The sequence below is a fragment of the Nocardia sp. NPDC050435 genome, from assembly GCF_040655395.1.
In the GTDB taxonomy this organism is placed as follows: Bacteria; Actinomycetota; Actinomycetes; order Mycobacteriales; family Mycobacteriaceae; genus Nocardia.
On record NZ_JBFAJW010000005.1, the window covers coordinates 331,718 to 344,638 of the forward strand.

Sequence of the window (12,921 nt, forward strand, 5' to 3'; positions counted from 1 at the left end):
CAGATTCGGCCGAATTTCGCCGCCCAGGGAACCTGTGCGCTCGCCCGTGCGTCTCTATGATCGAGCGGTACCAGCGGAAGGGGCCACGGTGGCGGAAGAAAGCCCGTTCGGGGCATACATCGAGGACGCGAAGTCGGGGGCGCTGGCGGTGCGCATGGAACCGCAGGTGTTCCTGGACATCGACAAGGCCTGCCAGGCGCTGATTCTCGAATTTTCGACGGTGCAGAACGACGCGCGTGCTCTCGGGGAGCGGGCGTCCTGGGGCCTCGGTGAGGCCAATCCCCGGCTGTGGTCGGCGATCGAGTTGGTGAAGCTGTTCCGGGAGAAAGCTTTCGGCGGCCCCAACAACGCCTACGACATCCTCACGGAGTACATCAACGTCGCCACCGAGATCCAGGCGCTGTTCAAGGCGATCCAGGAAACCTACGAACGCACCGACGAGGATTTCGCCCGCCGCATCCGCGAGCTGCGCGTATGAAGACCGCGCTGCTTCGAATCGCCTGTGCGTCAGCAGGACTCGCGCTGCTCACGTCCTGCGGTGGCGACACTCCCGACACTCCGGTCACGACCTCGTCCACCGGTCCGGCGGCGTCGGCGACCTCGACCGCCACGGCTGCTGCTTTCGACCCGTGCACCGCGCTGACCACTCCGTTCCTGGCGCAGCACCAGTGGAACGCACGTCCTCCCGCCCAGCGCCAGGACCAGGTCGCGGACGTCACCTGGAAGGGCTGCCTGTATGTCGCTCAGGCCACCTACACGTTCCGCGTGCAGACCAGCAATGCCACCCTCACCCAGGTCCGCGAAAAGTTCCCCACCGCAACCGCCCTCACCATCGACACCCGCAAGGCCCTCCGCTACGAGGCCCGCCCGGACGTCCCCGGCGGCTGCACCATCAACATCGAACTGAAATCCGGCTCCCTGTCCATCCTGGTCGACGACCCGCGCAGCACCCACCCCCGCAAACTGACCCCGTGCGACAACGCGAAAGAGATCGCCGACGCGGTGGCCCCCCTGCTCCCCGCAGGGAGCTGACCACCGGTCGATCTCCGACGTGCGGCAAAGCTAGGCGGCGGCAACGGTGAACCGAACCCGCCGATGCGCGGGCGATTCGGCTTCGTCGAGGAGCGCCACGGCGAAGTCCTCCATCGAAATGGTCGACGCGCCCGTGTCGTCGGTGAGCAGTTCGTCGCGCCCGAGCCGGTAGCTGCCGGTGCGGACACCGGGCACCAGTTCGGCGGGCGGGCTCAGATAGGTCCAGTCGCGGTCGGCCGCCGCCACCAGACTCCACTGGGCGGAGCACGCCTGCGCGATGGGCCGCAGATCGGCCGGGAAATCGGGAGTCTCGTGCAGGGTGACCCCGCCGGGCACGGTGAGCGTGGCCGCTCCGCCGACGACGAGCAGCCGGGTGACGCCCACGCCGTCCAGCAGCGCGGCGGTGACCCGCACCAGCTCGGCCTCGGCCCCGGCGGGCGGACGCGTCGCCGTGATGACGAGATCCGTTCCAGCGCTGAGCCGTTGGACGTCGACGGGATCGGCCGCGTCACCGACGGCCAGGCGTGCCCCGGCAGGAACGGCCGCCGCCCGGGCGGGATCGCGGACCACCGCGGTGACGTCGTGCCCGCGGCCCAGCGCCTCCGCGACCACCCGGCTGCCGACCGCACCCGCCGCTCCGAACACTGTGATGCGCATGGTCTTTCCTCTCCTGGACCTGATTACTTAGCTCTAAGGAACATAGCTTAGCCCTAAGAAAAGTCCCGGTATGAGATAGCTCACCGCTGAGGCATTCGCTAGGCTGCGGCGGTGACCGATCACGTCGACCGGGTCCTCGCCCAATGGGAGACCCAGCGCCCCGACCTGGACGTCTCGCCCATGGCGGTGCTCGGCCGCCTGAGCAGGCTGAGCCAGCTCGCCGGCGCCGAACTGCGCAAAACCTTTGCCGCCCACGGCCTCGACCCCGCCTCCTTCGACGTGCTGGCCACCCTGCGCCGCAACGATCCGCACCCGCTCACCCCCACCGAGCTCACCCGCTCGGCCATGGTCACCTCCGGCGCCATCACCCAGCGCCTGGACCGCCTGGAGGAACGCGGCCTGGTCACCCGGTCCCGCAGCGACTCCGACGGCCGCGGCGTCCGGGTCGCTCTCACCGCCGAGGGGCATGCCCTCATCGACGCCGCGCTACCCGATCACGTCGCCACCGAGGAGCGTCTGCTGGCTCCGCTGACGCCGGCGCAGCGCGCCCGCCTCGCCGGCACGCTGCGCACCCTGCTCGAAACCCTGGGTGACACAGTCTGATTCGTCAGCTGCCACCGGCTCACTCGTACCGGACCTGCCAGTGCTTGATGCCGTTGATCCAGCCCGAGCGCAGCCGCTCCGGCTCGGACACCTGCGACAGATCCGGCATCGCGTCGGCGATCGCGTTGAACATCAGGTCGATCTCCAGCCGGGCGAGGTTCGCCCCGACGCAGAAGTGTGCGCCGGTGCCGCCGAAGGCCAGGTGCGGATTGGGGTCGCGCAGGATGTCGAATTCGAAGGGCCGCTCGAACGCCTCCTCGTCGAAATTGGCCGAGCTGTAGAACAATCCGACGCGCTGCCCCCGGCGGATCCGCTGCCCGCCGAGCTCGGTGTCCGCGGTGGCGGTGCGCTGGAACGCGGTCACCGGGGTCGCCCAGCGCACGACCTCGTCGACGGCGGTGCGGGGCCGTTCCCGCTTGTACAGCTCCCACTGCTCGGGATGGTCGATGAACGCCTTCATTCCGTGCGTGATGGCGTTGCGGGTGGTCTCGTTGCCCGCCACCGCGAGCAGGATGACGAAGAACCCGAACTCGTCGGACCCGAGGGCCTCGCCCTCGAGGTCGGCGTGCACGAGCTGGCTGACGATGTCGTCGAGCGGACGGGTCCGCCGCTGCTCCGCCATCTGCCAGGCGTAACCGAGGATCTCCACGGAGGCGTTCGTCGAGGCGTCCGTGGTGGTCGCGTCGCCGTATTCCGGGTCGTCGTAGTTGAGCATCTGGTTGGACCACTCGAACAGCTTGCGCCGGTCTTCCTGTGGCACACCGAGCAATTCGGCGATGGCCTGGAGGGGCAGCTCGCACGCCACCTGCTCGACGAAATCGCCCTGCCCGGCGGCGCGGGCGGCGCGCACGATGGCCGTCGCGCGTTCGGCGAGCGCGGCGCGCAGTCCGGCAACGGCGCGCGGGCTGAAACCCCGCGAGATGATGCGGCGGATCTTGGTGTGCTTGGGCGGATCCATGTTCACCAGCAGCGCCCGGGTGACCTCGATCTGGTCGGCGGTGACCTGGCCCGGCAGCCGGATGATCGAACCCTTCTCCTGCGCGGAGAAGAGCTCGGCGTTGCGCGAGATCTCCTTGATGTCTTCGTGTTTGGTGACCACCCAGTAGCCGCCGTCGCGGAAGCCGCCGGACTGCTCGTCGGTCTGCGGGTTCCACCACACCGGGGCGGTGCGGCGTAGCTCGGCGAATTCCGCGGTGGGATTGCGGATTTCCCAGAGGGCCGGATCGGTGAAATCGAATCCAGTGGGTAGGGATGGCGCGGACACAGCTTCCTCCTGCGGTCGACGTCGTTGTGGACCGGAATGCTCACCGCCGCCGGCGGCGGTAGCGGACCCGGCAGGGCTGCTGCAACTGGACCACCATCTTGGAGTGGTCGTTGCGATAGGTGTCCGATGGCTGGGAGAGTTCGAATTCCCAGTCCCGCAGCAGAATCGAGAAGATCGCCTTGAGCTGCATGAGCGCGAACGGCGCGCCGACGCAGCGGTGCCGGCCCGCGCCGAAGGGGATCCAGGTCCAGCGATTGACGGTGTCCTCCTGCCGCGGGTCGTGGTAGCGGCCGGGGTCGAAGGCGTCCGGCTCCGGGAAGTCCTCGGGGATCCGGTTGGAGATGGCGGGGGAGGCCGCCACCATGTCGCCGGGCGCGATCCGGTGGCCGCACACCTCGAATTCGCCGCGGGCGATCCGCATCAGCACGATCAGCGGCGGATGCAGGCGCAGCGTCTCCTTGAGCGCCGCCTCCAGGTTCGGGATCTGGCGCAGCGCGTTGTGGCTGACCTCCGAACCGTCGGCGTAGAGGTCGTCCAGCTCGCTGACCACGCCCGCGAGCGTGCCGGGGTGCCGCAGCAGTTCGATGATCGTCCACGCCGCGGTGCCGGAGGTGGTGTGGTGCCCGGCGAACATCATCGAGATGAAGATGCCGGTGATCTCGCTGGCGGAGAAGCGCGCGACGCCGTGCTCGTCGACCACCGAGATCAGCACGTCGAGCATGTCGCGGTCGCTCTTGCCGGTGGGCGGATCGGCCGCGCGGTCGTCCATGATCGCCTGCACGAGATCGACCAGCGCCGCGCGGGCTTCGTCGCGGCGGCGGAAGCTGTCGATCGGCGCGTAGGGGTCGACGTAGGCGAGCGCGTCGGTGCCCTGCTCGAGCTCGTGGTAGAGATGGGCGAAGCGCGCATCGAGCTGGTTGCGGAACTTGGCGCCGATCAGGCACGCCGACGAGGTGTAAATGGTGAGCTCGGCGAAGAATTCGAGCAGGTCGATCTCGCCCTCCTCGCCCCAGCCGGCGAGCATGCGATCGACCTCGCCCGCGATGGTGGCGGCGTGGCCGCGCATGTGATCGGCGCGCAGCGCCTGGTTGTGCAGCATCTCCTTGCGCCGCTCGGGCGGTGCGTCGAAGACGACCCCCGCGCCGAAGATCGGCTTCATGAACGGGTAGGCCGCGCTCTGGTCCAGGTCCTCGTCGCCGGCGCGGAAGAAGAACTCGTTGGCCTCGGCGCCGGACAGCAGGATCACGTCCCGCCCGGTGAGCACGAACGCGCCGACGTCGCCGCACTCCGCCCGCACGCGTCGCATCAGGGCGATGGGATCGGTCCGGAACTCCTGGAGATGCCCGTGCTCGTCTTCGCCTCCGGACACCCGCTGTGGTTTGACCAGCGTCATTGGAAATCCTTCCCGAGAAAGCTGTCCAGACATAAAATGGACATGTGTCTGGACAGTACTACGGTCGTCCCGGTGCGACAAGGGAACGATGCCGCCACCCGGAGCGGGGGATAACGAACGCCTCTACAAACGATTGCCAAACGGTTGCGGATTTCGACGCCCTTTGCCGAGTTCAGGCCGTCTGAAGTGCTGTTTTCGCAGGTTATGTGGCGTGCGTCATTGGTGGACAGCCGCAGATCGGCCTGCTTAGGCTCCAGTCTCATGAGTGCCGCAAACAATGACGTCCGGGTGGACAGCGAGTTCGCGCCCTTGCGTCGGGTGGTCGTGTCGCAATGCGAATTCCGCGGGCCCGCCGACGCCGCGATGCTCGGGTCCTCCATGCCCGTCGAAGACTCCGCGCGCGAGATCCTCGAGGCGGTCTGGGGGAAGGACTTCGGCGAGGTCTACCCCGCCGAGCAGGCCGCGTGGGAGGCCGAACGCGACGAGCTGGCGGCGGTGCTGACCCGCTACGGCGTCGACGTGCTGCGCCCGCGCCTGTTCACCGAGGCGGAAAAGGCGGCGGCCGGTCCGGCCGGTTACGCCAACTTCTTCGTTCGCGACCCGTGGTTCACCGTGGGGGAGCACGTGATCGAGGGCGTCCTGCAGTTCCCGCATCGCCGAATGGAGGTCCTGACCAGCCGTCACCTGCTGGTCGATCGGGTGCTGCCCACGCCCGCCCGCTACGTCGCGGTGCCGCAGCCGGAGGTGGCCCCGTCCGGCGCGGGTCCGTTCCTCGAGGGCGGTGACGTGCTGGTGCTGGGCGCGCAGGTCTTCGTCGGCTGCTCGGGCATGGCCACCAACGAGCTCGGATACCGTTGGCTCGCAAAGTATCTGGAGCCCTTCGGCTACACCGTCACCCGGGTCGAGCTGCCGTCGCACGTGCTGCATCTGGATTGCGCGATGGGCCTGGTCCGGGACGGCCTGATGATCTCGTGCCCCGAGCGCCTGCCCGCCGGATTGCCCGAGCCGCTGCGCGGATGGGAGCAGATCGAGGTCGGGGAGGACGAGGCGGCGGCGATGGCGACCAACGGGCTGCCCATCGACGCCGCCACCTACATCACCGACCCGGCGTTCGAGCGGGTCGGCAAGGAACTCGAGGCGCGCGGAATCACCGTGGAGTACATCGACTTCTCGGTCTCCCGACTCTTCGGCGGCGCGTTCCGCTGCTCCACGCAACCGCTGCTGCGCGCCGCCTGAGATTCACGGTTTCCAGTTGACCGCGTGCAGGTAGCTTTCGAGGTCGTGGAGTTCGGGGTGCTCGGCGCGCAGGGTGGTGGTGTCGACGGGGTGGTCGGGGCCCTGGTTGAAGTAGGCGAACATTTTGCCGACTTGTTCGTCGAAGGCTTTGACCTGTTCGACGGGGATCTGGTTGCTGTGGGTGGCCAGGCCGGTGACGCGGGCGAAGACCTCGGCGATTTGCGGCGGGGTGAGCCGGTCTCCGGCCAGGGGAATGGTTTTGCCGATGTAGTCGCCGGGTCGGTCGAAGGCGAGGGCGGCGAAGGCGCCGATGTCGTCGACGGCGATGAGGGACATGGGGATCTCGGGGTGGACGGCGAGGTTGAGCTGGATGTCGCCGTTGTCTGTGCGGACGGGGCGGTTGAAGGTTTGGAAGTTGTCCATGAAGAAGGTGGGGCGCAGGATCGTGGCGGGGAGCGCGGCGTCGGTGATGGCTTGTTCGATGGTGCGTTTGGCGGCGTAGTAGTCGACGCCGGAGTGCGGGTCGGCCGCTCCTTGCAGGGAGCTGTAGACGAGGTGGGTGATGCCGAGTTCCTCGGCGAGTTCGACGACGGTTGTGCCGCGGCGGATTTCGGCGGTGATGCCGGCGTCGGTGATGTGGACGCCTTCCATCATGGTGAGCATGAGGAAGACGCCGTGGACGCCGGTCATGGCGGTGCGCAGGGTGTCGGTGTCGTCGAGGTCGCCGACGGTGAGTTCGGCGCCGATGTCGTGGAGGGCTTGGGCGGTGGGTGTGTGGGGGTCGCGGACGAATGCGCGGACGTTCCAGCCGTGGTCGAGGAGGTGGTGGGTGGTGGCGCGGCCTTGTTGTCCGGTCGCGCCGATGACCAGGATCGATCCCTTGTGACTACTCATGCCTTATCCCTTGTCGCTACAGCACCGGGCCGGAGATGGCTCCGGCATGCCGGGATCGAATTATGCCACAGCATCATTGCAATGCTGAGGTGTTCCGGAGGGGGTCTGCACAGGGCAAAGCCGACCGCATGTCGACGCGCGCCGACCGTCGCGCCCGGCCCTACGCTGGCGCTGTGCCCGACCGAGACGCTGTGGTGCCGGAGCGGGAACCGGCCGGACTCTCGCGGCGTGCGCTGATCCGCGCCGCGAGCGGGTTGGCCGTGGCCGCGACGCTGCCCGCCGCGCGGGCGTCCGCTACCGTCGCCGATCGTGACTGGAACGACCTGCGCCGCCGCCTCCGGGGCGCGCTCGTCCGGCCCGGCGACCCCGATTACGCGGCGGCGAAACGAGTGTTCTTCGCCCGATTCGACAGCAGCACACCGGCCGCCGTGGTCCGGGTCGCGACGCCGGCGGACGTCCAGGCCGCGATGGACTTCGCGCGCATGCACGATCTGCCGGTCGCCGCGCGGTCCGGCGGCCACTCGTTCGTGGGCGCCTCCGCCAGCCCGGGCGCGCTGGTCGTCGACGTACGTGCCCTGGACCGCCTCGATATCGAGGGCGACGAGGTGACCGTCGGCGCGGGCCGCACCGCCTTCTCCGCACTCGGCGACCTGGCTCCGGCGGGCCTGGCCCTGCCTGTGGGCACCTGCCCGAGCGTCGGCCTGGCGGGCCTGACCCTCGGTGGCGGCATCGGAACCGACGTGCGCCGTTACGGATTGAGCTGCGACCGGCTGCTGGCGGCGGATCTGGTGCTGCCCAGCGGCGAAGCCGTGCGCGTGGACGCCGCGACGCCGGACCTGTTCTGGCTGCTGCGCGGCGCCGGTGGCAGCGCGGGCATCGTCACCTCGCTGACCTGTCGGGCGATCCCCGCGATCGCGAAAGATGTTGTCCGCGTTGACTTCCCGGGCGATGCGGCGGCCCGGGTGCTGACCGGCTGGGCGCGGTGGATGCCCGCGGCCGATCCGGCCGTCTACGCCCGGGTGGCGGTGGAAGCGGCCGAGACCCTCCGGTGCCAGGTGCTGCTGGTAGCCCCGGCGGGCGCCGGGGCCGAGGCGGCGGCGGATCTGGCCGAGGCGGCCGGGGTAGCGCCCGCGACCATGGAACGCCGCACCCTGCGGCACCTGGACGCCGTCCTCGACATCGGCGGTGACAAACCCGGCCCGGCCTCGACCCGGGTCGCGGGTTCGGATGTCGTCGCCGAGTTGACGCCCGAACTCGCCGCGCTCGCCGTCGAGGTGATCGCGGCTCGATTCCGCAGTGGCGCAACGGGTGTGCTGCTGGTCGAACCGCTCGACGGGGCGGTGCAGACCGTCGCCCCGGACGCGACGGTATTCCCCTGGCGCAGGCACGCCGCGGCCCTGGAGTGGATCGTCAAGCAGCCGGAATCTCCGGACGAAGCCCTGGCCTGGATGATCGGCGCGCACCACCTCCTGGGCCGGTGCTCGACGGGGGCGAACTTCAATCACGTCGAGCCCGCGGACACCCTGGCCCGCTGCTTCGCGGGCAATCTCGAACGGCTGCGCGCCCTCCGCCGGTCGGTCGACCCGGACCACCGGCTGCGGTGGGGGCTGGACGCGTAAACTCCGCCGGAATGAGCCCGGCCGCGATCGCTGTGATCCTTGTCGCGGGGGCGGAATGTGCCTGTTTGACAATGGGATTCGCGGGGTATCCGGCAATGGTGAAGTCGTAGCAAGGATTTGCCTCGGAATCAGCGAACTGTGACCTGAGGTGGCGAGAAGGGAAACGGTTTGCCTGCAGAGCGGAAGTCGCCGGTTCGAGACGCCGATAAAGGCTATGTCGCCTTGTTGGGGTGGAGCCTGAATGCCATCGAAGCAGTCGATCGTTTTGATCGCCGGTATATCGTGGTGGCTCCGGAATGGACGAGAGAATACTGTGAGGAGCACGGAATCCCGCTTATTCCATGGGATTTCGAGCGGCTCAACGATCGATCGATGGAAATTGCGGAGACGCTGCAACAGCTCGGGGTCGACGTCGCCATTCCGATCTTCGAGGAAACCGTGGAATGGGCCGGGGCGATCAACTCGGTCCTGCTCGGGAATCCGCGCCTGCTCGGTCAGGCGATGCTGCTGCGCGACAAGTCGCTGATGAAGCGCCGCGCCCAGCTCGGCGGAATCCGGGTGGGCATCTTCGAGGAGGCGCACGACCGCGGTGACGTGGTCCGCTTCCTCAAGCGGGTCAATCAGACCCTGCTGAAACTCGACGGCGACCCCAACGATCCCATCCACGTCAAGGCTTTCGACAAGGCCGGCTGCCTCGGGCACCGCGTCATCCGGACGGCGGACGAGATCGACTCGATCCCGGACGAGGAGTTCCCGGTGCTGATGGAATCCCACCTGGACGGGTGGGAGTTCGCGGTGGAGGCGTGGATCCACGACGGCAAGATCCGCTTCCTGAACATCTCCGAGTATGTGCGCCTGGGCTACTCGGTGTTCGTGCCCGCGACGCCGGAGCTGGAGAAGTACCGGCCGGAGATCACCCGCCAGGTCGAGAAGTTGATCAAGGCGTTCGACATCGAATTCGGGTTCGTGCATCCCGAATACTTCGTCACCAGCGACGGGGAAATGTACTTCGGCGAGGTCGCGTACCGGCCGCCGGGTTTCAAGGTCTTCGAACTCCTGGAGCGCGCTTACGGATTCAACGCCTACCACGCCTTGGTGCTGGCATTCGATCCGAAGACAACCGAGGAGGAGATCACGGCGTTCTTCCCGCGCGAGGTCGTGGACGCGAAAGGGCACGCGGGCAGTTTCGGCGTGTATCCGCGTCGGCGTGTGGTCAGTCGATTGGTGCTCCCGGAGGAGACCGAAGATCACGAATACTACGAATCCCACGAGCTCACGGCGCCATTGGCGGAGAAAGTGTCCAAGCGCACGGCCTTCGGTAACCATTGGGGACTGCTGTACTTCTTCGGTGACGACCCCTACGCTATGCGGGATCTGCTGAAGCGACAGGAAGAACTCGACTTTTATATCTGATCCGTTCGACGGAAACGGCTCACGGGAGGATCCTTTCTTGAGTTCACTCGGCGGCGCCACGCTCGACAAGCGCCTCGCCACGCTGGACGACGCGACGCAATCCCTCGCCGGCGCCAGCGATTTCGGCAAGCAGGTCAACCTCGCCAAGGTGTTCGCCGCGGTGCGCCGGGTGCTGCTGCTACCGGGAGGCTGCGCCGTCGTGCGGTCCCGCGCCGCCGAGCTGGAATCCGCGGGCCTGTTCCTCGGCACGGACTGGGCCTCGCCGCAGATCCTGATCCCGTCGCTGAGCGCCGGGTCGCTGCGCAGCCCGAACGCCGACACCGTGGTGCTCGAGACGGTCAGCAACCTGCGGCTGCTGGCCGTCGCCAAGGGTGATTACGCGCACCCGATGATCTCCGCCGAGCAAGCCCAGAGCCATCTTTCGCAGGTACTGGCCGTCAATCTCACCATGCTGCTCAGCCCGCCGTCGGAAGCCGAGCGCCAGCAGCAGGGGCGGATGGCCCAGGTCTCGCGCCACCTGCTCGGCTATCTGGTCGAGGAGGTCGGCTACGAGAAGGTGCTGGAGAATCTCGTCGACGAGATCTGGCGCATCCTGCGCCAGCGGCCCATCCAGGTCGAAACGGTGCAGCGCATGATCACCCAGATCGCCGTCGCGCGCAGCAATCCGGACATCGATCTGGGTTCCAGCGGGCTCGGGGCCGATCGGCTGATCAGCAGCCTCTACGGCACCACCGACGCCTGCCGGGAGGATCCGGGCATCGAGGTCTACCGGGCGCGCCTGGAGACCATGGACGACAGCACCCTGCAATTCGAGGCGGCCGGCTTCGCCCGGTCGATGCACGACACCGGGCTGGTCTCGCCGTATCACGCTGTCCTGCTGCGCTTCCTGCTCGGCAAGGGGGAGTACCTGCTGGCGGAGGCGATGGGTTTGTCCAGCACCGGCCGGGACTGCCTGCTGTGCTATCACGAACTCACACGCAGCCTGATCGACGCGGCCGTGCACGTCGAGACGGCACAGTGCATCTATGGTCTGGCGTTGCTGCTGGAACGCGGGATCCTCTATCAGCCGCCGGTCGCGCCCGCGCTGTGGCGGCAGGTGGGGTTGCATCTGTCGCCGCACTCCCGGCGGCGGCTGACCGAGGTTTTCGGGCCGACCCCCGAGCCGCGGGCGCGGTTGCTGGCCGGGATGCTGTCGATTCTCGGACTGCCCCTTGGCGTCGGGCAGGGCGACAACCCGACGTGCCAATCGGCGCGGGCGCTGTCGATGTGGGCCTACAACGACCCGGACTACCTGTTGCAGACGCTGGTCTGGGCGGCCCGCGACGACGAGATCGTCATGCATTTCGAGGGCCAGTCGATCTCCTCACGCGACGTCAACGAAGGTCTGGCGACCACGCTGCCGCACGATCTGGATCCGGTGTCGCTGCTGCTGGTGCCGCATCTGGACCGCATCTACGCGGAGATGGGCCGCCGGTGCCTGGGCCGCGAAGGCGACCCGCACCGCTGGATCAATCCCGAATTCCACGGGTGGTGGTCCGGGCGCGGCTTCCGCATCAACGTCGACGTGGCCACCGGGGCGCTCACCGACCTGGACGAGTTCCTCCGCCACTTCTACGCCAGCTATCACCCCATGCACAACGGCAACCAGCCGCTGATCCACCCCCAGCCCGCGGGCGTTGCCGTCACCGACAGCGCGGCCCGGTTCGTCGGCTGGCACGCGATCACCATCCTGCGGGTCGCCCTGGACCCGGAGAAGAAGATGCGGGTCTACTTCTACAACCCCAACAACGACAGCGGGCAGGACTGGGGCGACGGCGTCGTGGTGGGCACGGCCGGGCACGGCGAACGGTTCGGCGAGGCCTCGCTGCCCTTCGAGCAATTCGCCTCGCGCCTCTACATTTTCCACTTCGATCCCCTGGAGCCCGGCGAACTGGCCTCGGTCGATCGGGCCGAACTCGATCGCGTGATCGGTTATGTCCACCGCAGCTGGGGTGCGGACCGCTTGCCCGAGCAGTAGCCGACGGTTGCCGGCAACCGGCCTGCGCATCGGTCGCGGTGCCCGCTGGTTGATAATTGGCGGGTGACTCAGATCAAGCGCAGCAAAGTGGGTCCGGGCCGCCCGGCCGGAGTCGACAGCGTCGATACGCGTCAGCGCGTGATCGATGCCGCGATCCGCTGTTTCGCGCAGAGCGGGTACGGCCCCGCGGCCAACAGCGTGATCGCGAATTCGGCCGGCGTCACCGCCGGCGCGGTGTACTACCACTTCGGTACCAAGAGTCAGCTGTTCGAGGCCGTGTGCGCCGAGGTGTACGGCCGGATCCAGGAGCGCGCCGCGGCCGCCATCGCCGGTGCGATGTCGGTGCGCGAGTTGCTCAAGGCGTTGCTGGCCGTGTCCATGCAGATCAATCACGAATTTCCGGACCTGGCCGGATTCGTCGCCACCGCGCCGATCGACGCGCGCCGGCACGAGGAGCTCAACGAGGCGTTCGCCGCCGTCGACCAGGCCATGGTGGACGGGGTCCGGGAGGCCGTGGTTCGCGGCCAGGACGCGGAACGTATTCCCCGGGAACTCGATTCGAGACAGGTCGCGCGTTTGATCCTCGCGGTGGTGGACGGGTTCGCGCACGCGGCCGCCGCGACCGAGCCGATCGAGATGGATGTGCTGGACCGGTTGTTCGAACGCCTGCTGCTGGACGCGGAGTCCTGACCGCTGATCGTTAGCCAGGCGGGTCCCGCGCCGGACCGTCGTTGACAGGGGTAACCGACGCGTGTAATTAATAATTATCTGACCAACTAATAGTGCGTCGATC

General features: G+C 68.0%; 12 protein-coding genes. 8 read left to right on the plus strand and 4 right to left on the minus strand.

Features of this window, described 5'->3' with window-relative positions:
- The first annotated feature begins 88 nt into the window (after positions 1–88).
- Complete coding sequence (locus AB0I43_RS17510; protein ID WP_356978275.1) at positions 89–478, plus strand: hypothetical protein; 390 nt, start codon at positions 89–91, stop codon at positions 476–478.
- Positions 475–1,032 (plus strand): DUF3558 domain-containing protein, encoded by a 558-nt coding sequence (locus tag AB0I43_RS17515; protein WP_356978274.1) that lies wholly within the window; start codon positions 475–477, stop codon positions 1,030–1,032. Before AB0I43_RS17510 ends, AB0I43_RS17515 begins: the two co-directional genes overlap by 4 nt.
- A 30-nt stretch (positions 1,033–1,062) precedes the next feature.
- Here the strand turns inward: AB0I43_RS17515 and AB0I43_RS17520 are convergent, their stop codons facing one another.
- Positions 1,063–1,689, minus strand: coding sequence for an NAD(P)H-binding protein (locus AB0I43_RS17520; protein WP_356978273.1), 627 nt, complete (start codon positions 1,687–1,689; stop codon positions 1,063–1,065).
- A gap of 111 nt (positions 1,690–1,800) precedes the next feature.
- On the opposite strand from AB0I43_RS17520, the gene AB0I43_RS17525 reads away from it, so the two are divergent.
- Entirely contained in the window at positions 1,801–2,292 is a 492-nt protein-coding gene (locus tag AB0I43_RS17525) for a MarR family transcriptional regulator (RefSeq protein ID WP_356978272.1), read from the plus strand.
- A gap of 19 nt (positions 2,293–2,311) precedes the next feature.
- Here AB0I43_RS17525 and AB0I43_RS17530 read toward each other — a convergent pair whose 3' ends face one another.
- Both AB0I43_RS17530 and AB0I43_RS17535 read right to left on the minus strand, forming a co-directional pair.
- On the minus strand, positions 2,312–3,556 hold the full coding sequence (locus AB0I43_RS17530; RefSeq protein WP_356978270.1) for a cytochrome P450: 1,245 nt from the start codon (positions 3,554–3,556) through the stop codon (positions 2,312–2,314).
- Positions 3,557–3,596: 40 nt separating this feature from the next.
- Positions 3,597–4,949: a cytochrome P450 gene (locus AB0I43_RS17535; RefSeq protein ID WP_356978268.1), complete on the minus strand. Its 1,353-nt coding sequence runs from the start codon at positions 4,947–4,949 to the stop codon at positions 3,597–3,599.
- A gap of 261 nt (positions 4,950–5,210) precedes the next feature.
- Here AB0I43_RS17535 and AB0I43_RS17540 point away from each other — a divergent pair, with 261 nt between their 5' ends.
- Entirely contained in the window at positions 5,211–6,185 is a 975-nt protein-coding gene (locus tag AB0I43_RS17540; RefSeq protein ID WP_356978266.1) for an amidinotransferase, read from the plus strand.
- 3 nt (positions 6,186–6,188) lie between these two features.
- Here the strand turns inward: AB0I43_RS17540 and AB0I43_RS17545 are convergent, their stop codons facing one another.
- Positions 6,189–7,079 carry an NmrA/HSCARG family protein gene (locus AB0I43_RS17545; RefSeq protein WP_357432447.1) on the minus strand — a complete coding sequence of 297 codons (891 nt, stop codon included), beginning with the start codon at positions 7,077–7,079 and terminating at the stop codon, positions 6,189–6,191.
- A gap of 173 nt (positions 7,080–7,252) precedes the next feature.
- On the opposite strand from AB0I43_RS17545, the gene AB0I43_RS17550 reads away from it, so the two are divergent.
- From AB0I43_RS17550 to AB0I43_RS17565, 4 genes are all read left to right on the plus strand, one after another.
- On the plus strand, positions 7,253–8,698 hold the full coding sequence (locus tag AB0I43_RS17550) for an FAD-binding oxidoreductase (protein ID WP_356979124.1): 1,446 nt from the start codon (positions 7,253–7,255) through the stop codon (positions 8,696–8,698).
- Positions 8,699–8,866: 168 nt separating this feature from the next.
- Positions 8,867–10,111, plus strand: coding sequence for a carboxylate--amine ligase (locus AB0I43_RS17555; protein ID WP_356979126.1), 1,245 nt, complete (start codon positions 8,867–8,869; stop codon positions 10,109–10,111).
- A 37-nt stretch (positions 10,112–10,148) separates the two neighbouring features.
- Positions 10,149–12,128: a hypothetical protein gene (locus AB0I43_RS17560; protein ID WP_356979128.1), complete on the plus strand. Its 1,980-nt coding sequence runs from the start codon at positions 10,149–10,151 to the stop codon at positions 12,126–12,128.
- Positions 12,129–12,191: 63 nt separating this feature from the next.
- A complete protein-coding gene (locus AB0I43_RS17565) occupies positions 12,192–12,818 on the plus strand; it encodes a TetR/AcrR family transcriptional regulator (protein ID WP_356979130.1) in 627 nt (208 codons plus the stop codon).
- The last annotated feature ends 103 nt before the right edge of the window (positions 12,819–12,921 follow it).

Coding starts and splice junctions, on each gene's coding strand:
- AB0I43_RS17535 (WP_356978268.1), bottom strand. CDS start 4,949: ATGACGCTGGTCAAACCACAGCGGGTGTCCGGAGGCGAAGACGAGCAC.
- AB0I43_RS17545 (WP_357432447.1), bottom strand. CDS start 7,079: ATGAGTAGTCACAAGGGATCGATCCTGGTCATCGGCGCGACCGGACAA.
- AB0I43_RS17540 (WP_356978266.1), top strand. CDS start 5,211: ATGAGTGCCGCAAACAATGACGTCCGGGTGGACAGCGAGTTCGCGCCC.
- AB0I43_RS17515 (WP_356978274.1), top strand. CDS start 475: ATGAAGACCGCGCTGCTTCGAATCGCCTGTGCGTCAGCAGGACTCGCG.
- AB0I43_RS17520 (WP_356978273.1), bottom strand. CDS start 1,689: ATGCGCATCACAGTGTTCGGAGCGGCGGGTGCGGTCGGCAGCCGGGTG.